This window comes from Pseudoalteromonas sp. SA25, assembly GCF_011378705.1.
Taxonomy (GTDB): Bacteria; Pseudomonadota; Gammaproteobacteria; order Enterobacterales; family Alteromonadaceae; genus Pseudoalteromonas; species Pseudoalteromonas arctica.
The window spans coordinates 12,886-39,563 of the sequence record NZ_WTKV01000029.1; the positions used below are offsets into that span (position 1 = coordinate 12,886).

Sequence of the window (26,678 nt, forward strand, 5' to 3'; positions counted from 1 at the left end):
TTATATGAAAAAATTACTATTACAGATCAGTGGCGTGTTATTTATTTTGCTAGGATTATTTTTTGCGATCGTCCCTGGCCCATCGCTTATATTTTTTATGGCGGGTTTATTGTGTTTTTCGTTTTACTATCCTAAGGCGCGACATTACTTATCATTTTGTCAAAAGGCGTTAACTAAATCATGTGCCTATTTAGATAAAAAATTAGCCCGTTAATTTACTTTTAATTGAGTATAAAAAAATGCCAGCAATAAATTGCTGGCATTTTTATAGCTTACCTATTTATAGCTTACATATTTATTACTTTGCTAATTTTTTAGCTAGGTATAACCATGTTTCTATTACTGTATCTGGATTTAGTGAAACAGAGTCAATACCCTGCTCTACTAACCATGCAGCAAAATCTTCGTGATCTGAAGGACCTTGGCCACAAATACCTACGTACTTTCCTTTTGCTTTAGCTGTTTTAATTGCCATAGAAAGTAGCTTTTTAATTGCAGGGTCACGCTCATCAAATAAATGTGCGATTAAACCAGAATCACGGTCAAGACCAAGCGTTAACTGTGTTAAATCGTTAGAGCCGATAGAAAAACCATCAAACATTTCTAAAAATTCATCTGCAAGTAATGCATTTGAAGGTAGCTCACACATCATGATTACTTTAAGACCATTATCGCCGCGTTTAAGGCCATGTTCTTCTAGTAATTCAATTACGCGTTTGCCTTCTTCAAGGGTACGTACGAATGGGATCATGATTTCGATGTTAGCCATATCCATGTCGTTTCTTACGCGTTTTATAGCTTCACATTCTAGTGCAAAACAATCGCGGAAGTCTTCAGAGATATAACGGGCTGCACCACGAAAACCAATCATTGGGTTTTCTTCTTCTGGCTCGTATTGCTGACCGCCAACTAGGTTTGCGTATTCGTTTGATTTAAAATCAGACATACGAACAATTACACGCTCTGGTGCAAATGCACACCCTAGAGTAGAAATACCTTCAACCAGTTTTGTTATGTAAAACTCTACTGGTGATTCGTAACCGGCAATCATGTCAGTAATTTCTGCTTTTAATGCATCTGTTTGAGCATCAAAATTTAATAACGCTTTAGGATGAACGCCAATCATACGGTTGATAATAAATTCAACTCGCGCTAGGCCAACACCTGCATGCGGTAAGCGTGCAAAGTCAAATGCACGATCGGGGTTACCCACGTTCATCATAACTTTCATTGGTAGTTCTGGCATTTTATCAACGCGTGACGTTAGTATTTCAAAATCTAAAATACCTTCGTAAATAAAGCCGGTATCGCCTTCGGCGCACGATACTGTTACTTCTTGTCCCGCTTTAATTAAATCAGTTGCATTACCACAACCTACAACAGCTGGAATACCAAGTTCGCGTGCAATGATTGCCGCGTGACACGTACGTCCACCACGATTTGTAACAATCGCTGCTGCACGTTTCATGATTGGTTCCCAATCAGGGTCGGTCATATCGGTTACTAAAATGTCGCCTACTTGTACCTGATCCATTTCTTTGATTGAATCAAGAACACGAACAACACCGCTACCAATTTTGTGACCAATTGCACGGCCTTCAACAAGTACATTACTTGTGCCATTTAATTGAAAACGTTCCATTACGTTTGAGTCTTCGTTTGAGCGTACAGTTTCTGGACGTGCTTGAACTATATATAGTTTGCCGTCGTTACCGTCTTTTGCCCATTCGATGTCCATAGGACGACCATAATGTTTTTCGATGATTACAGCTTGCTTGGCAAGTTCTTGCACTTCTTCATCTGTAATCGAAAATTTATTTGAAAGCTCAGGGGCAACATCAACGATGTCTACTTGCTTACCGTGTGCTTTATCTTCTGAGTAAATCATTTGAATGGCTTTAGAACCAATGTTACGACGTACTACTGAAGGTTTATTTTTAAGGAGTGTTGGTTTATGAACATAAAACTCATCAGGGTTAACTGCGCCCTGTACAACCATTTCACCTAAGCCGTAGCTTGATGTAATAAATACAACGTCTTCAAAACCAGACTCTGTATCAATGCTAAACATTACGCCAGATGCTGATTTATCTGAACGTACCATGCGCTGAATACCAGCCGATAACGCCACACCACGGTGATCGTAACCTTGGTGAACTCGATATGAGATTGCACGGTCGTTAAATAATGAAGCAAATACGTGTTTAATAGCGACCATGACTGAATCGATACCAACAACGTTAAGGAAAGTTTCTTGCTGGCCTGCGAATGATGCATCTGGCATATCTTCAGCGGTAGCTGATGAACGTACTGCGAATGATACATCTGCTGCAGTATCGCCATGAAGTTGGCTATATGCGTCGCGAATGGCTTGATCTAGGTTTGGTTGGAATGGTGTGTCGATTATCCATTGGCGGATGTCGGCACCGACTTTAGCGAGTGTATTAACATCATCAACATCGAGTGTATCTAGAATGTTGTGAATTTTTGCTGTGAGTCCTGATTGATCTAAAAACTCATTAAAAGCATCTGCGGTAGTTGCGAAACCACCCGGTACTTGTACACCAGCGTTTGCTAGGTTTGAAATCATTTCGCCAAGTGAAGCGTTTTTACCGCCAACTCGAGGAACATCTTGCATACCAAGCTCTTGATACCAGAGAACGTATTCTTGCACGGATCTTTCTCCAAAAAAAACAAATTGTAGGTCTAACTGTGAGAGTTAAGAAAGAAAACCTTTTATAAAGGTCATCATCATTCTACACTGGCAATAGTCCTCACGTAAACCGTGAGAAACCCATTTTAGGGATTTAAACGCAATAAAAAGGTTAATTATGAGAACTGCTTTTTATATATCAGATGGAACCGCTATTACTTCAGAGGTGTTTGGGCATGCGACTTTGTCGTTGTTTCCTATCGATTTTAATCATAAAACAATTCCATTTGTAGAAACTGAAGAAAAAGCGCACGAAATTAAAGCATTAATTAATGCAACCGCTGCAAAAACAGGCGAAAAGCCATTTGTTTTTTTTACTTTTGTTAACCACAATTTAAGTGAAATTATAAAATCGGCTGATGCAGTCACGTATGACTTTTTAACTACATATAGCGAAAAAATAGAAAAAGAACTCAATGTAGCCCCAGTTCCTAAAATGCATCGTACGCATTCCATCCACGAAAAAAGTTATGACTTTAGAATTGATGCCGTTAATTATGCTCTTATGAATGATGATGGCGGAAATATTAAAAACTTTTCTGAAGCAGACATCATTTTAATTGGCGTTAGTAGAAGTGGTAAAACACCCACAAGCTTATACTTAGCACTGCAGTACGGCATCAAAGCGGCTAACTACCCTATTACAGAAGAAGATTTAGATAATGAAGGTTTGCCTAAGTGTTTAGTCCCTTATAAACATAAGCTATTTGGACTTACGATTGACCCTGAGAGACTTGCGGCTATTAGGCATCGACGTATGGCGAACTCTAAGTATGCTTCAATTAAACAGTGTCGTATTGAGGTGCGCGAAGTGGAAATGTTGTATAAGCGTCATAAAATTGCTTACTTTAATTCTACGCATCATTCTGTTGAAGAAATATCTGCAAAAATATTGATAGAAACAGACTTGGAGCGACGTAAGTACTAACTTACTCATCAAAGAAATAAAAAAACCGCAACTAAGCGGTTTTTTTTGTATCAATAAATATTATTTACGTGCGTCTTTTAGTAAATCAGCTACTAAAAAGCCCAACTCTAATACTTGGTCGGCGTTAAGGCGTGGGTCACACTGCGTTTTGTAACGCTGTGCTAGGTCATCGTCAGATAAACCGTAAGCCCCGCCTGTACACTCTGTAACGTGCTGGCCTGTCATCTCTAGGTGAACACCACCTGCGTATGAACCTTCAGCTTTGTGTACAGCGAAGAACTGACTGATCTCGCGCATAATATTGTCGAAGTTACGTGTTTTGTAACCTGATGTCGCTTTTTCAGTGTTACCGTGCATTGGATCTGAGCTCCAAATTACTTTACGGCCTTCTTGTTGAACTCTTCTTACTAGCGCTGGAAGTTTTTCAGGAAGTATATCTGCACCCATACGCGTAATTAGCGTTAAACGACCAGGAATGTTATCTGGGTTTAATGCATCAATTAAACGAATTAGGTCATCTGGGTCCATACCTGGGCCAACTTTAACACCAATTGGGTTTTTGATGCCTTTGAAAAACTCAATATGTGCATGGTCTAGTTGACGAGTACGTTCACCAATCCAAACAAAGTGAGCAGAACAATCGTACCAATCACCAGATAAGTGGTCGCGACGAGTAAGCGCCTCTTCGTAACCAAGTAATAACGCTTCGTGAGAAGTGTATAAATCGGTTTCTTTTAAGCTTGGCGCAATTGTAGAGTTAATTCCGCACACTTCCATAAACTCTAGTGCGTCTTGAATTTTATCAGCAAGTTGTTGGTATTTTTCTTTAAGTGGATTTGCAGCAACAAAGCCCATGTTCCAACGATTTACCTGGTGAAGATCGGCAAGGCCACCTTGTGCAAAAGCACGTAATAAGTTTAACGTAGCGGCACTATGATGGTATGCAGTCATTAACCGTTGTGGATCGGGTATACGTGCTTCTTCTGTAAACTCGATATTATTAATAATGTCGCCACGGTAAGATGGTAAAGACACGCCATTAATTGTTTCTAAGTCTGCTGAACGAGGTTTAGCGTATTGACCAGCCATGCGCGCTATTTTAACTACAGGGCATTTACCGCCGTAAGTTAATACAACAGCCATCTGTAAGATTGTTTTGAATGTATCGCGAATGTTAGCGGCATTAAAATCGCTAAATGATTCTGCACAGTCACCACCTTGAAGTAAAAAAGCTCGACCTTCGCACACATCTTCAAGCTGTTTGAATAGGCTTCTTGTTTCTTCAGCAAAAACTAAAGGCGGTGCCGTTTTTAATTGGCTTTCTACTGATTTAAGTATTTCTTGATCCGGGTACTGTGGCTGCTGCAGTATTGGCAGCTCTCTCCAGCTATTTGGGTTCCACGATTGCATAATTTTTCCTCATTCCTACATTACCTGATAAGAAGAAATTAACGTATGCAGGCCCCTATGTTCAAGGACTAAATTCACTATTTTCCAATTATTTAGTTATGAGTTAAGTATAAAAGTAATCTTACTTAACCTAGGTGGTTATATAACATACACTTTAGTTTTATTTCGAAGAAACTAAAGTGTTTAAATACATGCGTTTAGAGCTAACTATATACAATTTTAACGCATTGAGAATAAATAGTACATAAGGGTATGTTATACGTAATTTAGATAGGAACACATCATACTTAAATAGCAACTTATGTAATCTTAACTTTACGCGGGTAATTAATTAAAGCTTTCAAGTACTATGTGCAGAGCTTAATGTATGATATGAGCGTTTGTGGTAATCATTTATCTGCGCTTTAAAACCTAGACGCATAGTCTTGTATAGCACTCGTATGCTGGACTATATTCACAAGTGCTACAACTCAAAGGTGTGGTAGGCCATTAAGTTTTCTCTTCAAAGTGATAGTGTTACTTAACAGTTCACCATGATTAAAGCCCCCACTGCTAGAAGTATCTTTAAAGAGGAACTGATATCAAAAAGCATTTGTAGTCATTGTAACCTTTAGCGTGTCACCATACTGCCAACACGGTGTAATATGAGTCAGTAATTATAAATAATAATGAATGCTAAGACGGTTAGATAAATATATGAAATTATATAACTCCGCTTAACTCATTTTTCTAAACTTAGTTTTACCACCTACTACTTAGATAATCTAGCACTTGGCGTATTAGCCTTTTTATATACGACAAAGTAAATACTCCAATGTCATATGAATTAGTAAGGAGTTTCAATCGTTCTTCCTATATATATTTCCACTTCAAAGAACACATCATACTTAATTTAATTATAATGTTACTATGAGCCTCGAGTACTATTTATTATTTATTTAGACAAAGCAAAGTGCATGTAATAATATAAAGCTAGTAAGATGTGTTCTTTGAGGTGTGTAATGGTAACTAAGGTACAAATTAGAAGTCAGTTTGATTTAATGAACGAATTAACTTTGAGGTTGATTGAAGAACTAAAAGAGTGTGAATTCTCCAAAGCGGAATATTATCAATTACCAGATGTAAGTAGTCTCGATGAGAGTAAAGTTCCAGAATCTATACTTGTTTCTAAAATCACTGGAGTACCTGCTCAAAAAGCAATCCTAAACTCTTTTTCAGACATGTATAAAAAATCAGGATTAAGCAGTCGTGTTTTAAAAAGACACCCTGGTTTGCTCGTCATTAAAAATGCAGATAAACAAGCTTTAAATAATCGTATAGCTCAAGTAAATAAAGCTAAAACTACGTTTAAAGAATGTATTTTAGCTATTGATAGCAACGATGCTCGATTTGAAGCAGTTCACAATGCTATACCAAATTTAATAACTCTTGCTGCATATCGTAAAATTCATAGTGAAAGCGAATCGCCATTTTCGGTTAGGTTTACTTGGATGCACAAACACGCAACTAAAACGCTGACTAAAAAAATGGCTCTCGAAATGCTCGACAAATCGGCCAGTTATCGAAATCCAAGAATGATAGATCAACAAAAATGGCAATCACTTGTAGCTCAAGAACAATTACGGGTTGCTAGTTTAGGCGAAAAGGAAAAACTTAGAATTCGCCGCCCTACTCGAGTGAGTCCACAGGTAAATGTGAGATATACGGCGCAAAATCGCTATCATGTGAGTGCTGCATTACCCTTTATTCTGATTAATCCAGAACCAGACGTAAAATTAGGTATATTACCTGATTATCAAAAACCCGAAACTCACCCTCGTAAGCGCGAGTATGATTTTTTGGTTGATAGGTTATATTTAGAACAGGTTGAGCGGTAGTCATTATGTTAAAAAGGCCACATAGTGTGGCCTTTTTAGTTATGCGTACAGTTATGCGTACAGTATTTAAAATAACGGTTATTATTTTTCTACTATTTCTTCAATTTTATCTTCATCAATCAGCACGGCATTTTCAACAATGCGTTTACCGCCTTGGATTTCAATGCGTTTGTTGTGTTTGTTCAATGTAAGTATTTCATCGCAAAACTGATCAGACGGGTGCATTTCGTATGTGTAATCGATAATGTTACCGGTTTTGTCATCTTTAACGTTTGTAATGCTGTATTCTGATATTGCACCTTTTTCAATCAAATCTTTCATTGTGGTGGTCATATCACGACGAAGTGCTTTTAATTTATTTTCGGTAATATCATCAGTTGAATAAATAGATCCGTATTTTTCCATAATAGAAAGTAATCTAAAATGGTACGTTTTACCTGGTGCTGCATAACGCCAAAGGTGATACAAACGAAGCATCATCCAACGCGATAATCCACGTTTTAATTCTTGAGCGCTATTAAAGTAATACCCTTTGTATTCAAGGTTATCAATCATGTTATGAACAAATGCATTTAAACAGGCGACGCATTTTACATTGCCACCCTGACCTTTTTTGCCACTAAAATGCAGTGACGATAAAAAGTTCATGTTTGACTCGTAAAACGAATCATCTATATCAGAATTTTTAGTATCTGTTGCCGAATATTTAAATGAAAGTTTAGAACCTTGCAATGCTTCAAGTGACTCTTTTATTGCAGGATATGGCATTGACTGCCCTACTGCTTTGAGTTCTTGTGCTAATTCGTTCATAGAAAAAACAACCGCGTATTGAATACCGGATTTAAAATTAATTTTAACTATTTTGCCTTTAGAAGCTAAACGAATAAGTGCTCGCTCTACTTTTTCTTCTCTATCTGATGGCCAAACAAGGTATTCAACATCTTCGCCATCTTTGCGTGTACTTACAACAGCTGGCGTTATTTTTATTTCGCCATCGTACAAAATACCATCTACTTTTTCAGATATTTTACGCGTAATAATTGTTTTTTTAGGCGCTTCTTCAAGTGGCAATTTTTTATAGCCCGAGCGAACAAAGCGTCCCCACAAATCATAGTGATTAAACGTGTTTGAATATGCACGTAATCCATGTGCTGCATTTTCAATAGAAATTCGCACGTCTTTGTTGTCTGTAAATAGTGCTAAACTTTCGTTATCTATTGCACTTTCCACCCCGTGGATTTGGCCCCTAAGTGTATCGGGCAAGTTATCTACCGAGATGTTGACCTTTCGGCTCATTGTTCTTATTTCCATTTTTATTGCGACAGCTAATAACAACACATTAAGCAACAAAAGTTAAATGTTTAAGTTAGTATAAAAGTGATCTGACTTTAAATAAAACGTTTGGATCACTATTATACTAAGTGATGTACATTACTTACGATTTCAGATCATATTTATACTAACTGGACTATCACAAATCTAATTTTTACTAACTCAGCTGTTATTTTGTCCATTACAATGGCTTAATTTTAAAATTAAGCACGACAAATACACCAAAAAATATATTCCCCTGTGGATAAAGCCTTACCGAGTTAGAATAGATCTGATCTGTACCAAGTACAGATCAGATCTATACTAATTAAAAGCGTATTTTTATGTTGCGACTAGTGCATAACTTTATAATTCACTTAGTAAAAAACTGATCTGCAGGGCTCTTTTTGTTCATAACTTCATGCGTAACCTGTGCATAACTCTATATTTAAAATTGACCTTAGTAAAAAGCTGATCCGCAGGTAGATAAAGATCTGATCTTAACCAAGTATAAACCTGATCTGCTTTTTTAAACATTATTCATATAAATCATAATGTTATGTGATGATTTTACACCCTTAATCTTTATTACCTTATATATTTAACCACCTTTAAACTTCTTTATTTATACTAAGCAATATTAAAGGTGTAAAAATATTTTTAGATGTCTTGTTTTTAAAATGCATGTCGTCTTAAATAGTTGTTTACAGCTATTTGAATGGACATTATACTAACTGCCTAACTTTGAGGAAGAAAGTATGTCTATCAACAATAACGCATTAAGTACCTATCGGCTTTTGAAAGCCACAGCTGAAGTTGCTGAAAAATCATTAGAAGGACGTATTCAGCACTACCGTGCTCATCTTAAATCAGAAGAAAAAGAATTAAGAACGTATACACAAAAAGCAGCTGCTGATTTATTAGGTTGTAATAATCGTACTTTAAAAAGACGTCATGATAATGGCGACTTCGATGATTTAAACATAAAACGCGGTGCTAACGGTCACTATGCTTACACATTAGTAAATATTTTTGCTATGGCCGATATTATGGACATTAAACCAGATCATCGTACTGGTGATGACAAACTGCAAGTTATTGTAATTAATTCTCTCAAAGGCGGCTGCGGTAAAACTACCAGTATGGTTAATATAGCGGCAGCGCTTGCAACTACAAATATTAAACGTTATCGCATTGGTATTATAGATTTAGACCCACAAGGCTCTTCTTCAAGCTTTTTTCCTTCAAGTGAGCACGACCCGATTACTGTTGGTGATTTAATGCGTGATTGCATAGATTTAGACGAGGGTGAAACATGGCCTGAATTTGTGTCTAACTCATTTTTACCAACGCATATCCCAAATATTCGTGTATTACCATCGGGTATGGATGACTTTTACTTTGAGCACGAAACGGCAACATTGCTCAAAGATACCTCAAATTATGAGCAAACTCGCCATTACCACAAGTTACTTGAGAAAGTAATTGATCCCGTTAAAGACGAATTTGATATTATCTTAATTGACACAGCACCTACCCTTAACTTTATGTTTTATAATGCATTAATGGCCTCTACTGCGATGCTTATTCCTGTTCATCCAGAAGCTGTAGATTTTGATGCTAATAACAAATATTTAAAACGACTAGGTGAGATTTACCATACAGTTGCAGCACTTGGCCATGAGGGCTGGGACTTTATGCAATTTTTAGTGACCAACTATGTGAAAGGTAATCACTCACAGCGCGATATCGTTAAAGATGTTCGTAGTGCATTTGGCCGCCAAGTAATGAGCTACCCAATCAATCACAGCTCCGCGATTACCGCTAGTTCATCGTCTTTCAACACTATTTTTGATCAAAAAGCATCAGACAGCTTAGCAAGTCGTGAGTCATTAATGCGCGCTCAAGAAAATATTAAAGATGTGGTCGATGAGCTAGAAATGCTTATTCGTTCAAATTGGCAGTCCACTCAATCAACACTCAATACTCCTAAGTAAGGATGTTAAATAAAAATGGCTAAAAAACGTAAAAATGACACCCGCTTAGATCCATTTGCAACTGCTGTAGGCAGCAGTAGTCTTGATGCATTACTAGAACAAGCGAATGCTGGCGATGTAATTAGAATGCCTGCACCGAGCGACCCTGCTCGTCAAATTACGCTTGTTTGTAAAGTGATCGCACATGCTGATATTGAATCTACCACTGGTGTATATGGCAAAAATCGTCGTGTACAGGCACTTCTAAACGAAAAGTCAGTATCAGACATACTTCCTGCAATTCGTGAGGATGGCCGAAATCAACATCCTGCCCTACTTTGGGATCAAGGTGACAAAAGTTTAGTTCTGGCAGGTTCACGTCGTCGTATGGCCTGTATTTTAGGTAACGCAGATTATTTAGTACTTAGTTCAAGCGATTTTACTGATCAAGATGCAAAAATTTTAGCGGTATCTTCAGATCAATACATTGCTCCTAGTTTATGGGAGCTTGGCCAAGCATACCAACAAACTAAAAATGAACTTATTGAGCAAGGTAAAAAAGGATCTTACAGAGAGATTGCCGCGGTAGAAGGTGTATCGCATACTGCAATTGCAGATGCAATTAAAGCTTATGAGCAAATTCCTGCTGATGTCATTGCGCTTTACCCTACTGCTAATCACGTAGGTCGCGAAGTCGCTAAAAAGCTTGTTAACGCAAAGGAGCGAGACGAAGAGGCGTTTAATCAACTTGTTAGTGCCCTTGCTAGTGATGAAGAGTTAAATGCGATTACAAGCGACGACAAGCGTGCAATGGCGATCACTAAATGCCTAACTTCAGAGCCACAAGTAGCTGTTAAGCGCGAAGCTGTACTAGAAAATAACTTTATATCGGTTCAACGCAATTTAAAAAGCGGTGATGTCTCTATCAAAATTGATAATAAAGTAATGACAGACAAGCGCTTAGAGCAATTAACTAAGTTATTAAGTGCCTTTAATTAGTTAGTTAAATAATGATCTGTCAGGCATATTTACTTAGTTAAATAGTGATCTGGCAGATTGTTTTGTTAGTAAAAATCTGATCTTTACTGGCCTATTTCCTCTTTAAATAATCATATTCCTTCTTCAAGATCACTTTTTTACTAACTAATCTCCTCTTTTTAGCTACATTCCTTCATTTATTATTATTGTTAGTAAAATCGTGATCTGTAATGCCTACTTTTATGTTTCTAACTATATGTAACTTCTACCATTGCAGTTGTTTTAAATATTATTTTGTAAAATTGGATGCTTATTTTTACTTACAAACCGATTTTTTACTAAGTTATCAGCTCCAACCAGTTTATATCTTGTTAATAGTGCTTTAGCTCAGAGCACATAAGGCATATACTGGCAGGATTATTTTTAAAATTTAATGCTTAGAGTGACATGTCTGCTAACTTATCAAAAAATGATTTAATGGCTATTTTTGAAGAAATTAAAAATGAGCAGGCTACCCAGTTTCCTCTGTCTGAACGCTTTATTAAAAAACTTTTCCGTGAAAATGTTTTAGATAAAGGAAAAGAATATTACAAGAAAGGTCAAATTACTTGGCTAGAACACACCCCTAATTTTTCTGTAGTCGACTCTACTGTACAAGTGGATAATGGATCATCGTTTAACCAACGTATTGAGATCAGTAAAGTACCAACTGGTTATTCTGTTGATACGCATTGTACGTGTAATGCAAAAACTAAATGCCGACACTTAGCTGCTATTTTATTTAAGCTCAAAATAGAGCACTCTGGTGAATATGGCGAAGATTACTTTATCAATGACTGGTTTAGCGAATTAAGCGCACTTAAAAGTGGTGATCAAAACACGCCATCGCAAGTATTATTATTTGTATTAGATATTGAAAATAACAAAGTATTCTTAACACCTAAAATAGCGAATGTTGAGACTAAAAAGAATTACACGCTAGGTCGAAACCTGACCGAGCAGCAGTTAAATAGTTTTGTAACGCCGAGTGACTTACTCGAAAGTGATTTTAGATTATTTAGTTGGATACGCTCACAAAATGCAGTGGGAAGTATTGAGCTAAAAGGCCAGTGGGGTTTTAGTGCCTTACAACAGTTGATAGCTACAGAGCGCCTGTTTTTCCAGCGTTCTCGAGTGCCAATTAAGGCGCAATCGGGTCAAGCATTAAGTTTTAGTTGGGAGCAAGATAAAGATATCTCACAATTAGTTATTAAGCTTGAGCAAACACAAAACTGGGCTTTATTAAAAACAACACCACCTACTTACCTCGATTTAGATCATTTAAAAGCGGGCCGTCTTCGCACCCCATTGAGTGCAGACGAAATAGCACATTTACAAACTATGCCTGCTTTGCATGACGCTAATTTTGATAGAATATACAAGCAGCTTGCCGATAACTTTGGTGCAGGTGTAATACCCCACCCTACTAATTTACAGCCAACATTGCCTAAAATCTCTAGTAATGCTGTTTTAAAAGTAACTATGGGCGATCAAGGTTTATCTCTTTCGTTGTTATTTAAGTATAAAAATAAAAACTATTTAGCAGGTGCTGCACCTGCAAGTACGATTAATAGTGCATTTGAAAATACTGTAACTAACGAACTAATTAACTTAGGATTTGAATTTTGTAAAGGGGGTTTACAAAGTGAACTGGTATTTACAAAGCAGTCTTCAATCCATTTGCATTGGCTAATATACGAAGTATTCCCTGGCTTTAAGCAACGTGGTTGGCAAGTAAGTGTAAGTAAAGTAACGAGTCCTAATCCGCAGTGTGAAGTTAGTTTACATGTACACCGCGCAGCAGGGCATCAAATGCACTGCAAAGTATTGCTATGTGATGCTAAAGCATCGCTGTTGTTTACTAATACTGACCCGCTATATCAGTCATTAAATCGCCAAAGTGAACTATTTTACTACTATCCGCTTGGTCGTGAGTTTGGGGTTATCAATAAGTCAGCAATTAACTTATTAAATGAATTTAAAGAGCGTTTTGAATTTGTAAAAACACGAGACGAATTTAATATTCCGCTTTCGTATTTACCTGAATTAGTAAAGCACACTGCTATAAACGTAGAGCTTCACGACGACTCATTAGAGCTATACTTACAAGAGCTAAATAGTCCCGATAAAGCAATTACTAAGGTTTCATTACATGGCTTAAATGACTCAGTAACACTTCGTGAGTACCAACAGCAAGGTGTTGACTGGCTTAGTTTTTTAAAACGTCACCAATTAGGTGGTATTTTAGCTGATGACATGGGCCTGGGTAAAACCTTGCAAGTTATTGCATTTTTAGCCAGTACATTTAACCGCCCGCAAGCGGGCCCTACACTTATAGTGTGTCCAACTAGTTTGGTGAGTAACTGGAAAAACGAAATTATTAAGTTTGCTAAAAGCTTAAAAGTCACCACTATTTTTGGTTCAAATCGTAACGATCCTTTACAGCACTTAGCGCAAGCGCAGTGTATACTTACTACATATCCACTTTTAAAGCGTGATATTGCATATTATTCGCCATTATATTTTGAAAATATAATCCTCGACGAAGCACAATACATTAAAAACGATACCGCACAGGTTTCGCGATTAGTTAAACGCTTAAATGCCGACTTTAAACTTTGTTTAAGTGGTACTCCAATCGAGAATAATTTACTTGAGCTTAAATCGTTACTCGATTTTGCTATGCCATCGTTACTTGGGTCTCAAGCCCACTTTAAGCAGCACTTTCAAACGCCTATTGAGCGTGAAGCTGATATGGAGAGAGCTGAGCAGTTAAAAGCGTTAATTATGCCTTTTATAATGCGCCGCACTAAAGCACAAGTAGCGCAAGAGCTGCCTGAAAAAACAGAGCTAACTAAAGAGTTTGAGTTTGAGCCTAAGCAAAAAGAAATGTATCAAGGTATTACACGTTCATTAGAAGAGAAGCTAATAGACTTATTTGCCGAACAAGGCGCACAAAAAAGTAAACTTGCATTTTTAGAGGCACTTTTAAAGTTAAGGCAAATTTGTTGCCACCCTAAATTAATAGATCCAGACACTCAAGCAGGCTCTGCTAAGCTTGAATGGTTAACAACACACTTACCGCTTATGTTAAGTCTCGGTCGTAAAATTATTATATTTAGTCAGTTCACATCGGCACTTGATTTAATAGCCCAACGCCTCGAAGAAATAAACATTAACTTTAGTATGCTTACAGGCCAAACGCGCCACCGCGATAAAGTAATCGACGAGTTTACCAGTGGTAAAACATCAGTGTTTTTAATTAGCTTAAAAGCTGGCGGTACAGGCCTTAACCTTACACAAGCCGATACAGTTATTCACTTTGATCCATGGTGGAACCCTGCTGTAGAAAAACAAGCGACTGATAGAGCTTACCGTATTGGCCAAACTAACCCTGTATTTGTGTATAAGCTCATAATGAGTAATTCAATAGAGCAAAAAGTATTTAAAATGCAACAAGATAAACAAGCCCTTGTAGATGCGTTATTTACTGATAAATCAATGAGCTTTACAAAGTTTGATGAACAACAAATGTTATCGCTAATTAAAAACTAAATTGATTTAAAAAGTTTTGATCTTTTTATGAACTTAATTAAAAAGCGGACGTCTACTATTACGCTTGTTGGTTAATTGCAGTTAGCACAAGCATCATGTTGATTCCCCATTTAGTTACTAATTTTAGTAATGATTAAGCCAGCCCATTTTGAGTTGGCTTTTTTTATGCCTAAAATTTAGCGTTCGGCACTTATTTTAAAAGTTTTTACTTTTTTTTGAACTTAATTAAAAAACGGACGTCTACTATTATGCTTGTTGATTAATTGCAGTTAATACAAGTTTTCATGTTGATTCCCCCCATTTAGTTACTAATTTTAGTAATGATTGAGCCAGCCCATTTTGAGTTGGCTTTTTTTATGTCCAAAATTTAGTGTGCAGTACTTATTTTAAAAGTTTTTATTTTTTTATGAACTTAATTAAAAAAGTGGCGTCTATTATTATGCTTGTTGATTAATTGCAGTTAATACAAGTTTTCATGTTGATTCCCCCCATTTAGTTACTAATTTTAGTAATGATTGAGCCAGCCCATTTTGAGTTGGCTTTTTTTATGTCCAAAATTTAGCATTCAATTTTTATTTTAAAAGTTTTGATCTTTTTATGAACTTAATTCAAAGAGCGGCGTCTACTATTATGCTTGTTGATTAATTGCAGTTAATACAGGTTTTATGTTGATTTCCCCCTATTTGATTACTAATTTTAGTAATGATTAAGCCAGTTCATTTTGAACTGGCTTTTTTTATGCCTATAATTTGATTTGTTTAAATCAACCCGAATAAAAATAAATGATCTTTCGTAAATTAATTTGAATTAATTATTTTGTTTTCCGGTCTACTCTAATGCCTGTTGTTATATAGCCTCACCCAGTAATATTAGTTATTTTGGTGATTATGTATTTAAGTTGCAGCTTACTCGGGCACATGTTGATTTTCCCTTTGATTACTTAATTTAGTAATACTTGACCAGCTTATTTTGAGCTGGTTTTTTTATGTCTGTAATTTCTTTGCTCCCCTACTTCTATTGCGTGTTATTGGTTATGATGGCATGTCTCTAAATTTTATAAGTTTATTTTATGCTCACTCAAGTACTCACTAATATTGATTGGCTAAGCGCCGGTGCTGGTGTTGCGTTAGGCGTTGTATTTTACGGCGTTGTATCAACACAGCTTCGCAAAAAGCTACATCTACAAATAAGCGAACAGCAGCAACAGCTTTCCCTATTACAAAATCAATTTGATAATAAAGAGCTGCAATATAGCGCCTTGCAAGAAGATCACGAACTGCTAGAACATACTCACCAAGAACAGCGCGATGAAGCCCAGCATTTTAAAACGCGTTTTAGCGAACAAGAAAAACAAAGCATTCAATACAATCACTTTTGGCGTAAAGCCGAAGGCGAGCTTGCAGCGCTTCGTGAGCAATATAATCAACGCGATGTTGAATATAATAATATGCGCACCACCCTTGAGCAAAAACAACAAAGCTTTACCGAGCAACTTGCGCAAATTGAGCAAAGTAAAAATATGCTCAAAAAAGAATTTGAAAACCTAGCCAATAAGATTCTAGAAGAAAAATCACAAAGCTTTAAAACCTTAAATCAAGAAAGCATTGAACAATTATTAAAACCGGTTCAAGGAGAGCTAAAAGGCTTTAGAGAAAAAATGGAATCAATACATGTTGAAGACATAAAACAACGAACCGCGCTTAAAACCGAGCTATTGCATTTGCAAGCTAAAAGCCAAGCTATAACAGATCAAGCCGACAAGCTCAGCAACGCGCTACAAGGGCAAAAGAAAACCCAAGGTAATTGGGGCGAACTCATGCTCGAAAACGTCTTAGATAGCGCTGGCTTACGTGCTGGCGTTGATTATAAGCGCGAAGTGTCGTTTAACACTGAAGATGGCCGCTTGCGCCCTGATGTAGTTGTTTACTTACCACAAGGCCGACACTTAGTCATTGATGCTAAAACATCATTAAATGCTTATACACGCTATGTGAACGCTGAAAATGAGCTAGATGCTAATCAAGCAATTAAAGAGCATGTAAACGCCGTTACAGCACGTATTAATGAGCTTGCGAGTAAATCGTACGACCGTTTACCAGGGCTTAATTCGCCTGAAGTTGTGGTTATGTTTGTACCAATAGAATCAGCTTTTGTAGAAGCACTTAAATATCAAAGTGATATTTACCAACAAGCAATCGAAAAAAATATACTGGTAGCTACACCTACTACCCTGCTTACTAGTTTAAATATTGTTAAACAGCTTTGGCGTTTTGAAGAGCAAACCAAATACTCAAAAGAGCTGGCAAATCGGGCTGAGCGTTTTTATAACAAGCTCAATGGTTTTTTATTAAGTATGGAAGGCGTAGGTAAGCAGCTTGATAAAGCGAAAGAAAGTTACGACAAAGCGTTCTCGCAATTATACCGCGGTAAAGGTAATTTAATTAAACAAGCATCAGAGTTTAAAGAGCTTGGTGTATCAGTACAAAAAGAGTTACCTAGTGAGAGCGTTGAACGTGCGCAACTAGAGCTTGATTAGATTTATTAAGTGTTTTCAATTAAGTATGTTAAATAATGTACGTTAGAAACCAGAGGTGTTTATGAATAATAAGATTATAGGTATTGTTTTAATCGTTATAGGTATCGCTTTAATTATGTGGGGATATGACGTTTATGAGGCGGCGGCTTCGCAGTTAAGCCGTGCATTTAGTGGTGATACACCAATAGAAGCATGGGCGGGTATTATTGGCGGTGCCATCTGTGTGTTAATTGGCATTAAAAAGCTTAAGTAACATAAATAAAATACAGCTTACTGGGGCTTGTTGACCTCTCAGGATAAAATTTGTTCAATCTAGGGGCTATTTAATCGCGGCGCGAGGTTTGTAATTTAGTGGGCTCGATAACTGCTCCTGCGTTATTCTAATGGCTTACATCCATGTAATAATAAGTAAAAACCGAGCTACAAAGAGTAAATTGCCCCTAGGCAGAACCCTTAGGGCAACGCATGTTTGGCATTTATACTACGTTATCGTCTGTTTATGGGAAATAACCACACTATATAGACTCTGCCTTGCCTAAATACCAAACAGTCTGCTGCAAATTTAACCTCAAAAGATAAACAGGCCCTGAATAAGCTGTATTAGTTTATTTGTAATCCATCACTTCTAGTAATTCATTTAATTTACTTTCTGGCAGGCATTCGCCTTTATCCCAATAAGAGTTTAGTAACGCAGTTAAACTGCCAATACGCTGTGACTTTTTCTGCATTTGCTCAATCAAAATGTCAGCTTCTTTTTGTTTTTTTTCTAAACGCTCGATTATTATTGTGTGGTTTAGCTCGCCGTTTTCGTTACGTAATAAAGGTATTTCGTTGAGTGAAAAACCCAAGCTTTGTGAAAATTTAATTAATTGCAGTTTTTCTAAGTTTTGTTGGGTGTACAGCCTATAACCATTAGCACTGCGAGTGGTTGGTGCTAATAACCCTTTGCTTTCGTAAAAACGAATAGTGCTGGCAGGTATGTTGGTAAGTTTTGCAAGTTCGCCTATTTTCATAACTAATAATAACTCCACTTTACATAAACTTAGTAGGTTGACCTTCAAGCTAACTTTAAGGTTATAGTTGTTTTAATGTCAATTTAATTAGCCAATAATTATGCGCAACCCTGTGTTTACCTCCTTTACCTTGCCAAGTGGTTTAGTATTAAAAAATCGTATTGCCAAAGCCGCTATGGAAGAAAACCTAGCACAAGAGGACCAAACGCCCTCCCAAGCACTTAAAAACGTTTATAGCGCATGGGCTAAAGGCGGTACAGGGCTAATTATTACCGGCAATGTAATGGTTGATCATTTAGCGATGACAGGCCCTGGTGGCCTTGTGCTTGAGCAAAGTACCGATATTACTGCCTTTGCAGAGCTTGCTCGTTTATCAAAGCAAAATAATTGCAAAGTGGTGATGCAAATTAATCACCCTGGTAGGCAAGTATTTAAAAAAATGGGTGGAAAGGCTATATCAGCGTCAAGTGTTGCACTTAATATGGGTAAGCACTCGCACTTATTTGGCGTACCAAAGGCAATGACGCAAACCGACATTGACGATGTTATTACCCGCTTTACACAAACTGCACTACAAGCCGAAAAAGCCGGTTTTAATGGCGTACAAATACATGCAGCGCATGGCTATTTACTTGCCCAGTTTTTATCGCCACTTACCAATAAGCGCGACGATAAATGGGGGGGAAGTTTACAAAATAGAGCCCGTTTACTTCTCGAAATAACCCGCAGTATTAAAGCAGCTTGCTCCCACACCCTTTCGGTTTCGGTAAAGTTAAACTCTGCAGATTTTCAACGTGGTGGGTTCGAACCCAGTGACGCGCAAGTTGTAGTGGATTTATTGGATGAACTCAATGTTGATTTTGTAGAGCTTTCGGGTGGTAGTTACGAAGCCCCTGCCATGCAAGGTAAAACAGGTGACGAACGCACACTTGCCCGCGAAGCATACTTTTTAGAGTTTGCAAAAGCGATTAGCCAGCGCTCATCAATCCCAATAATGACCACCGGCGGCATTAGTCGCTTATCTATTGCCAACAACGTGATTGAAAGTGGAGTGGCCCTCGTGGGTATTGCCACTGCGCTTGCATACCAACCAAATTTACCAAACAAATGGCAAAATGAGCCACTGCAACTAGCCGTATTACCCAGTGTTACTTGGCAAGATAAAACCCTTGCAGGCCTTGCCACTATGGCACTGGTAAAAAGGCAAATACGCCGTTTAGGCCAAGGTAAACCTGTAAAAACAAACGCTTCACCAATATTTACTTTAATTAGCGACCAGCTACGTTCGATTAAATTAATTAAGCGTTACCGCAATCGCTTTGCTAGTGAGATTAACTAAGCTTTGGTATTCACTCTTTTTATACATTTCGGTTTTGTTTACTAATTTTTACACTTGAATAAATGTAACCATTTTTATGTTGTGTAAATGAGTATTAAGGCGTGCACCAATTTGGAAGTTTGCTTTTTTATCAAGCTATTAAAGTGCACTATTTTGTGCATATTAAAGTACTGTACGAGTAAAGAAAATAATCATTCTAAAATGTTAATTAAAGTGCGCGTTCAGCGTTTGTTAATTTAACCATCTTATTGAAATTATTGATATTTATTGTTTTTCTCCCGCTTGAGTTTGGTTGGTATTTATACTAGTTTATAGCGTAGATATTTAACCTTACTCAAGGAGAATAGTTACATGGTATCTCGCAGAAATTTTATTAAAGCAGGCGCTGCTTTAAGTTTAGGCTCTATTTTTAGTGCTTCAGCTTTGGCTGAACAATTAAAAGTAAAAATGTCTAACGGCAGTGTTATGCAAACTAAAGGAGCAATAGATAAAAGCGCTGCTCTGCCCACAAACGATGTTACTAACGCTAAGCATTACCGGCCTGAATCCAGAATGGGCTTAGGCGGTCTTGCCGCTGGGAATGGCTTTAATACTATATCAAGCGATGCAGAAATTTTAACAATGCTAAATGCAGCATGGGATTCTGGTATTCGTCATTTTGATACGTCACCTTTTTACGGCTTGAGTTTAAGTGAAAGGCGCTTCGGTGATTTACTTCGAAACAAAAAGCGTGAAGATTATGTTTTATCCTCAAAAGTAGGTCGCCTTCTTACCCCTTCAGCAGAGCCTCTAGAAAATAGTTGGCATTGGGCTGATCACTCACCTTTTCATTATAAATATGATTACTCTGCATCAGGTACGCGCCGTTCAATAGAAGACACGTTGCATCGTATTGGAGTAGCTTCACTCGATATTGTTTATATTCACGATTTATCACCGCAAAATAGTGATATGGGAGATGATTGGCTTAAGTATTTTGATCAGGCAGCAAAAGGGGCTATTCCTGAGTTAACTAAAATGCGTGATGAAGGAATAATTAAAGGCTGGGGTTTTGGAGTAAATACACCTCATGCTATTTATAAAGCGCTTGATATGTCAGACCCTGATATTTGCTTACTAGCGCTGCAATATTCAATTTTAGATCATAAGCAGGCACTTGATAAAACCTTTCCTATGCTTGATAAACGAGGTGTTTCAGCAGTCATTGGTGCTCCGCTCAATGGTGGTTTTTTAGCCGGGCGTAATCGCTTTAATTATTCACCTAAAATTCCTGGGCCTATGCAGCAGAAATTTAATGCAATAAGCGACATTGCATCTAAACATGGGATTGATATTAAAACAGCTGCACTGCAATTCGCAGAGGCGCCTTCAACGGTATCCTCAATTATTCCTGGCGCACGCACGGCAGATCAAATTAAAGCTAATGTAGCCTCAATGAAAGTTACCATACCAAGCGAATTTTGGAGTGAATTGAAATCTAAACAGCTTATTGCAGAAAACGCCCCCATACCCACATAACAAAATAGGTGTGCCATTTGCTTGGCACACCTCGTTATAGCTAATGAGGTTGATTTTCAAGCAACGCTTAGTAGTAAGTACATTGATTGTTGGGCATTTGTATAAGCGCAGCTTGCTGGTGTTTAAAAACGAAGTTTTTAAACTTAGTTATTAGGTAGTCAAAAGCATTATTACGTGCCTATTACATATTACGCGTATCGGTATCATGCTGCGCTTTATCCTAGTGGTGAGAGCGTGTGGAACATATTGAAAGGGCTAAATATATAAAGCAAAAAGTTACTGTAAACCCCCATTACAGTTAGCCGGTAAATAGTACAAATAGTAAATTAGCACTACTTAGTCAATTGAGCAGTGCTAATTGGTTTAATTAAAAGCCACATTTACCGTTATTTATTGCCATTGCGCTTTTGCCAAAACGATCTCAATACTCCACAACGTTGCTTTTATAAACTTAAAAATATCAAGCACATTGCGATTTATTAACCCATCTTTTGTAAGGTTGGTACTTATCGTACAACACATTAAAAATATACGTGTATATGAGTATAAAAACTAAAAAGCCAGCTTCTAATGCTGTAGCGGCTAGCCATGTAATATTTAAATACCAAGCAAGTATTGGCAGCGTTATAACCACCATACCCAGCTCAAAGCCACATGCATGCGTAATGCGGGTTACTAAACCTCGCTCGATTCGGTTATGCCCAACTATTTTATCAAACACTATGTTGTAAATGTAATTCCAAAGCATGGCGAAGACTGATAAACCAACACCTACTATTGCCATTTTTCCTGTTGCAAACCCACCAAAATAAACTGATGCAGGTACAACAAAAGATAATGCTATCATCTCAAATATTAGTGCCTGAAAAATACGTTCTGCTGTGTTCATATATAAATAACTTCTTAAGTTGATGACGATGGCTGTATTTTCATTCATTATAAAGATATGTGTTAGTTACTTAGTATCGGGAAAAGCGATATGTTTAGTATTGAACAGCTTCAAGCATTTGTGGCTACCGTTGAAGCTGGATCGTTTTCAGCTGCTGCGCGCGGTTTAAGTAAAGCGCAGTCGGTAATAAGCCAGCATATTATTAATTTAGAAATAGACTGTAATGCGACATTATTTGAGCGCACAGGGCGCTATCCACAATTAACCGAAGCCGGTAAACAGTTACTACCCCAGGCTAAGGCCGTGCTTAATCAACACCAGCGATTAACAAACTCTGCATTAGCACTAAACGAAAAAACACCAACCGAAATCACTATCGCACTTGACGAAGGGATCCCGTTTAAAACTATCGCGAGTATTATTAGCAAGCTGCAAAGTAAGTATCCTTACGTATCGCTTGAGTTTTTAAGTGCATCCAGCCATGACATAATTGACATGCTAAACAGCGAAAAGCCTATAACGGGTATTATTTTTAGTGAATTAAATATACCGAGTTACTTAGACTATGAATGTATTGGATCAGTAAAATTTGATTTATATGTTGCTAAATCGCACCCTTTAGCGGGGATCAGATGTGAAAATATGGATGGCCTTCGGCTACATCGACAACTTCTTCTTCGTTCGCGCAATACGCAAACAAGTAGCTTTCAGCTAAAAATTAGCCCAGAGATTTGGTATGCCGATAATTACTTTGTATTACTCGAGCTAGCAATACAAGGTAACGGGTGGTGCTTATTACCAAACCATGTAGCTGTAGATGCAGTACAAAGTGGTGAGCTGGTTAAACTTCCTCTTGAGTTTGAAGAAATGGGTTGGTTGGCTAATGTTGATGTATTACAGCATCAGCAACACAGTAATCAAGAGGTGTTTAAAGTACTAAGAAATTTACTACGGAATTTTTTAAAAATTTAGCTTTTTATATAATGCCTGTTAGGCGGTTTACTTTTTATTACGCTAAATCCCAGTAAGGTGTATCGCCATAATAGCCACTTGCAAAATCAACAAAAGCACGTACTTTACTGGGTAAAAACTGTCTGTTTGCATACACCATGTAAAGCCCCATTGGCTCGGGTTCATAGTCTTTTAAAATGCGCACTATTTTGCCTTGAGCCAGCGCTTCGCCAGCAATAAATGTGGGCTGCATAGCAATACCACCTCCAGCAATGGCTGTATTTAGTAGCAAATCACCATTGTTAGCCACAAAGTTACTTTCAAGCTTTAGCTCGCTTTTTAACTCATTAACCCCAAATAATCGTTTTGTGGGCTCGCTGTGGGAATAGCGTAAATAATTATGTGATTGTAAATCTAGCAGTGTTTGTGGCGTGCCATGGCGTTTTAAATAATCGGGTGACGCAAACACCGCTAGGTTTATAGGTGCAATTTTTTTAGCTATCAACGTTGAATTTTTTAATACGCCAATGCGCAGAGCAATATCAATACCCTGCTCTACTATATCTACATATTGGTCTGTGAGCCGTAAATCTAACTTTAAATTTGGATACTGCTTTTGAAAATCAACCAACAAACCTGCTAAATGCTTAGTACCAAACGACATAGGCGCACTAATACTAAGCACACCCGATACATTTTCGCTTAAGTTGTTTAGTGAGTTTTCCATGTCTTCAATATCAATAACCACCTGCTGACAACGCTGATAATACTGATTTCCAGCCTCTGTAACACTTACTTTTCGCGTTGTACGGTGTAATAAACGCGTGCGTAGATTATCTTCCAATGCAGAAATATATTTGCTGACTAACTGCGGCGAAATATCGAGTTTATCGGCCGCTTTTGAAAACGATCCTTCTTGCACAACGGCTAAAAAGGTCTTCATGGTGGTGAGCTTATCCATTTTTTAACAATGCTTTGTTGATAATGTATAAATAAGTATCATATTTATCGTCAAAATAGAAACTTATATAGTGTTTATAACGCATCTACTTGTTTAAGGTTTTAGTATGACTCAGCCTGCTTTATTTATATCTCACGGCTCGCCAATGATGGCTGTTCAGCAATCGGCTACGTCAGATTTTCTTGCATCATTAGCTCAAACGCTTAGCAAGCCTCGTGCTATTGTGGTGTTTTCTGCCCACTTTGATGAAGCGCACGATATAGTTATTACATCAGGAGATGCGCCGCATACTATTCACGACTTTTATAACTTCCCCAAGCCCCTGTATGAAATTCAATACCCCGCACCAGGGGACCCTAAGCTTGCTAATGCGATTAGTGAGTACTTTTACAAAGCGGGTATTAAAACGGTGAAAAGTGCAGATCAAGGGTGGGATCATGGTGTGTGGATCCCGCTGCGCTTAATGTACCCAGCAGCTAATATTCCCATTGTTCAGGTGTCTATTAACACGCGTTTAGGCGCTCAGGCGATGTATAAATACGGGCAGTTACTTGCACCACTGCGCAGCGATAACATATTAATTATTGGCTCCGGCGGTATTAGTCACAATCTACGTGAAATATTTAAAAGCCCTGCTACACCTAATCGTGTTCAAATGGTTAATGAGTTTACTCATTGGGTTGAGCAAAAATTAATAGCGCAAAACACCCAAGCGTTACTTAACTATTTAAATGAAGCACCCCATGCTTTATTTAATCACCCTACCCAGGAGCACTTTTTACCTCTTTTTGCAGCGCTTGGAAGTAATGACGGTAAAGTTGAAAAAATACATGAAGATATAGAAATGGATATTTTAGCACTCGATGCTTATAAGTTTTATTAATTTGAGCGTTCGTTCAAATTAAGTTAAGCTGTAAGCAAGTACTCTAAAACCAACTTAATTTATTTTATTGCGGAGCAAACATGGCAACTACACTTGCATTTGACGTATACGGTACGCTAATAAACACTCACGGCGTACTGTCCTTACTCGACGACATGATTGGCGATAACGCCCAAGCATTTTCAAATACATGGCGCGAAAAGCAATTAGAGTATTCATTTAGACGTGGATTAATGCAAAATTATATTCCTTTCTCGCTATGTACAAAACACGCACTCGATTACGCCTGCTTAGCGCACAAAACCGAGCTAAGTGAAGATCAAAAGGGGCAACTGCTAGAGCTTTATAAAACGCTTCCTGCATTCGACGATGTAAAAGCAGGCCTTGAGCAATTAAAAGCGAAGGATTACCGTTTGTTTGCATTTTCAAACGGCGCTGCCGACGCAGTTCATACCTTATTAGAAACCGCTGGCATTAGTGAGCTTTTTGAAGGGGTAGTAAGTGCCGACGACGTTAAAACCTTTAAACCAAACCCTGGGGTTTATAGCCACTTTTTACGCGAAACCAATTCAACAGGCGCAAACACGTGGCTTGTATCAAGCAACCCGTTTGATGTAACCGGTGCCATATCGCACGGCATGCGCGCGGCGTGGATTCAACGATCTAAAGACTCAATCTTCGATCCGTGGGAAATACAGCCAAATACTATTGCAACCGATTTACTCGATTTAAAAGCAAAATTAGAAAGCGTTAACTAATTTTCTATTCCCCCTTTTGCTTATGGTATTAAGTGCCGTGGGTGTAAAGGGGGTTTACGTTTTAACTATTTACTCCCGCCTTTATTAGCTCAATCACTGTATTCATACGTTTTGCCAACGGCCTATTTCGATGATGGCACACATAAATAGATTCACTAACCGGACATTCTAAATGATGCGTTTTAATAAGCGCGGGCTTATTGAATGCGCCAACAGCATGAGCAGGTAATACCGTAAAACCCAGCCCTAAGCTTACAGGTTCTAGTATCAAACTAATTTGGTTAGAAAATCCCGTACGTCTTATTTGGTCAATATGCTCAAACTCACTGTAGTTTTCGCTTAGTAGTAGCTGCGCATGATGGCTTGCATCGGGATGAGCAATAAACCCTAGCTCACACAGGGTTTGCCAATTAGGCATGTTTATACCTGCAGGCGTTACAAGTAGTAGTGGCTCTTGGCTTATTTTATGGCTGGTTAGTTCGCTAAATGTTGGAGCTTGAGTTAAAAACCCGATGTCGGCACTGTGGTTTGCTACAGCTTGTTCAACACTTACATTGGGCGCAAAGCGGTAATCAATAATCAGCTCTTTATGCTCAGATTGCAGTGCTAATAATTGATTATAAAACTTTAAACCACAACTGCCCGGTGATTGAATCTTTACCGCTCCGCTGTACGGCGAATCATCTTTTAATTGTTGTTCTAAAAACTGCCAATCTTTAAGAAGCAGGCTGCCCTGCTGATATAAGTTTTGACCCTGAGGGGTGAGCGAAAACTGCTTACCATGGCGCTCAAGCAAAGCGCAGTTAACTTGTTGCTCTAGCTTTTTAATGTGCTGACTTACACCAGATTGGGTCATATAAAGGCGCTCAGCGGTTTGGGTAAAATGATTTACCTCAACCAAAGTACAAAACGTATTTAACCATGTTGGATTTATCATTACAAAACGTACTCAAAATGATGATTAATGATAATTTTACTTAATGTTGGTCGATTCGTAAACTAACTCCATCAACTAGTCACAAGATAAGTCACAAGTTAAAGAG

20 protein-coding genes are annotated in these 26,678 nt (G+C 37.8%); 13 read left to right on the forward strand and 7 right to left on the reverse strand.

Annotated features, from left to right (window positions below):
- Window positions 1–4 precede the first annotated feature (4 nt).
- Window positions 5–214 (forward strand): PGPGW domain-containing protein, encoded by a 210-nt coding sequence (locus GQR45_RS18850; protein ID WP_007583189.1) that lies wholly within the window; start codon window positions 5–7, stop codon window positions 212–214.
- 84 nt (window positions 215–298) lie between these two features.
- Here GQR45_RS18850 and ppsA read toward each other — a convergent pair whose 3' ends face one another.
- On the reverse strand, window positions 299–2,674 hold the full coding sequence (ppsA, locus tag GQR45_RS18855) for a phosphoenolpyruvate synthase (protein WP_165726739.1): 2,376 nt from the start codon (window positions 2,672–2,674) through the stop codon (window positions 299–301).
- 157 nt (window positions 2,675–2,831) lie between these two features.
- Here ppsA and GQR45_RS18860 point away from each other — a divergent pair, with 157 nt between their 5' ends.
- Window positions 2,832–3,641 carry a pyruvate, water dikinase regulatory protein gene (locus tag GQR45_RS18860; RefSeq protein WP_007583184.1) on the forward strand — a complete coding sequence of 270 codons (810 nt, stop codon included), beginning with the start codon at window positions 2,832–2,834 and terminating at the stop codon, window positions 3,639–3,641.
- 60 nt (window positions 3,642–3,701) lie between these two features.
- Here the strand turns inward: GQR45_RS18860 and GQR45_RS18865 are convergent, their stop codons facing one another.
- Complete coding sequence (locus tag GQR45_RS18865; RefSeq protein ID WP_008167282.1) at window positions 3,702–5,051, reverse strand: 3-deoxy-7-phosphoheptulonate synthase class II; 1,350 nt, start codon at window positions 5,049–5,051, stop codon at window positions 3,702–3,704.
- Between the two features lie 1,001 nt (window positions 5,052–6,052).
- Here GQR45_RS18865 and GQR45_RS18870 point away from each other — a divergent pair.
- Window positions 6,053–6,928, forward strand: coding sequence for a DNA replication terminus site-binding protein (locus tag GQR45_RS18870; protein WP_165726740.1), 876 nt, complete (start codon window positions 6,053–6,055; stop codon window positions 6,926–6,928).
- 81 nt (window positions 6,929–7,009) lie between these two features.
- On the opposite strand, the gene GQR45_RS18875 is transcribed toward GQR45_RS18870, so the two are convergent.
- The gene (locus GQR45_RS18875) at window positions 7,010–8,224 is read right to left on the reverse strand and encodes a hypothetical protein (RefSeq protein ID WP_024591590.1); all 1,215 of its coding nucleotides are present in this window, start codon (window positions 8,222–8,224) and stop codon (window positions 7,010–7,012) included.
- Between the two features lie 773 nt (window positions 8,225–8,997).
- Between GQR45_RS18875 and GQR45_RS18880 the strand changes: the two genes are divergently transcribed.
- The 5 genes from GQR45_RS18880 to GQR45_RS18900 all read left to right on the forward strand — a co-directional run bounded on the left by GQR45_RS18880 (window position 8,998) and on the right by GQR45_RS18900 (window position 17,576).
- Window positions 8,998–10,236, forward strand: a complete 1,239-nt coding sequence (locus tag GQR45_RS18880) for an AAA family ATPase (protein WP_007583176.1) — start codon at window positions 8,998–9,000, stop codon at window positions 10,234–10,236.
- A 15-nt stretch (window positions 10,237–10,251) separates the two neighbouring features.
- A complete protein-coding gene (locus GQR45_RS18885; RefSeq protein WP_165722004.1) occupies window positions 10,252–11,214 on the forward strand; it encodes a transcriptional regulator in 963 nt (320 codons plus the stop codon).
- 426 nt (window positions 11,215–11,640) lie between these two features.
- Window positions 11,641–14,787, forward strand: a complete 3,147-nt coding sequence (locus GQR45_RS18890) for a DEAD/DEAH box helicase (RefSeq protein WP_165726741.1) — start codon at window positions 11,641–11,643, stop codon at window positions 14,785–14,787.
- Between the two features lie 1,069 nt (window positions 14,788–15,856).
- Window positions 15,857–17,323 carry a DNA recombination protein RmuC gene (gene rmuC, locus GQR45_RS18895; protein ID WP_007583680.1) on the forward strand — a complete coding sequence of 489 codons (1,467 nt, stop codon included), beginning with the start codon at window positions 15,857–15,859 and terminating at the stop codon, window positions 17,321–17,323.
- A 61-nt stretch (window positions 17,324–17,384) separates the two neighbouring features.
- Complete coding sequence (locus GQR45_RS18900) at window positions 17,385–17,576, forward strand: DUF3185 family protein (RefSeq protein ID WP_165726742.1); 192 nt, start codon at window positions 17,385–17,387, stop codon at window positions 17,574–17,576.
- A 352-nt stretch (window positions 17,577–17,928) separates the two neighbouring features.
- Here the strand turns inward: GQR45_RS18900 and GQR45_RS18905 are convergent, their stop codons facing one another.
- The gene (locus GQR45_RS18905; RefSeq protein ID WP_165726743.1) at window positions 17,929–18,336 is read right to left on the reverse strand and encodes a MerR family transcriptional regulator; all 408 of its coding nucleotides are present in this window, start codon (window positions 18,334–18,336) and stop codon (window positions 17,929–17,931) included.
- 100 nt (window positions 18,337–18,436) lie between these two features.
- Between GQR45_RS18905 and GQR45_RS18910 the strand changes: the two genes are divergently transcribed.
- Window positions 18,437–19,675: an NADH:flavin oxidoreductase/NADH oxidase family protein gene (locus GQR45_RS18910; RefSeq protein WP_165726744.1), complete on the forward strand. Its 1,239-nt coding sequence runs from the start codon at window positions 18,437–18,439 to the stop codon at window positions 19,673–19,675.
- A gap of 351 nt (window positions 19,676–20,026) precedes the next feature.
- Window positions 20,027–21,193 (forward strand): aldo/keto reductase, encoded by a 1,167-nt coding sequence (locus tag GQR45_RS18915; RefSeq protein ID WP_165726745.1) that lies wholly within the window; start codon window positions 20,027–20,029, stop codon window positions 21,191–21,193.
- Window positions 21,194–21,653: 460 nt separating this feature from the next.
- Here GQR45_RS18915 and GQR45_RS18920 read toward each other — a convergent pair whose 3' ends face one another.
- Window positions 21,654–22,082, reverse strand: a complete 429-nt coding sequence (locus GQR45_RS18920; RefSeq protein ID WP_007583667.1) for a PACE efflux transporter — start codon at window positions 22,080–22,082, stop codon at window positions 21,654–21,656.
- Window positions 22,083–22,172: 90 nt separating this feature from the next.
- Here GQR45_RS18920 and GQR45_RS18925 point away from each other — a divergent pair, with 90 nt between their 5' ends.
- Window positions 22,173–23,054, forward strand: a complete 882-nt coding sequence (locus GQR45_RS18925) for a LysR family transcriptional regulator (RefSeq protein ID WP_007583664.1) — start codon at window positions 22,173–22,175, stop codon at window positions 23,052–23,054.
- A gap of 37 nt (window positions 23,055–23,091) precedes the next feature.
- Here the strand turns inward: GQR45_RS18925 and GQR45_RS18930 are convergent, their stop codons facing one another.
- Window positions 23,092–23,994 (reverse strand): LysR family transcriptional regulator, encoded by a 903-nt coding sequence (locus GQR45_RS18930; RefSeq protein ID WP_165726746.1) that lies wholly within the window; start codon window positions 23,992–23,994, stop codon window positions 23,092–23,094.
- Between the two features lie 106 nt (window positions 23,995–24,100).
- Between GQR45_RS18930 and GQR45_RS18935 the strand changes: the two genes are divergently transcribed.
- Window positions 24,101–24,877: a class III extradiol ring-cleavage dioxygenase gene (locus GQR45_RS18935; protein ID WP_165726747.1), complete on the forward strand. Its 777-nt coding sequence runs from the start codon at window positions 24,101–24,103 to the stop codon at window positions 24,875–24,877.
- Between the two features lie 80 nt (window positions 24,878–24,957).
- Window positions 24,958–25,635, forward strand: a complete 678-nt coding sequence (locus GQR45_RS18940) for a haloacid dehalogenase type II (RefSeq protein ID WP_024591580.1) — start codon at window positions 24,958–24,960, stop codon at window positions 25,633–25,635.
- A 61-nt stretch (window positions 25,636–25,696) separates the two neighbouring features.
- On the opposite strand, the gene GQR45_RS18945 is transcribed toward GQR45_RS18940, so the two are convergent.
- A complete protein-coding gene (locus GQR45_RS18945) occupies window positions 25,697–26,572 on the reverse strand; it encodes a LysR family transcriptional regulator (protein ID WP_010552899.1) in 876 nt (291 codons plus the stop codon).
- Between the last annotated feature and the right edge of the window lie 106 nt (window positions 26,573–26,678).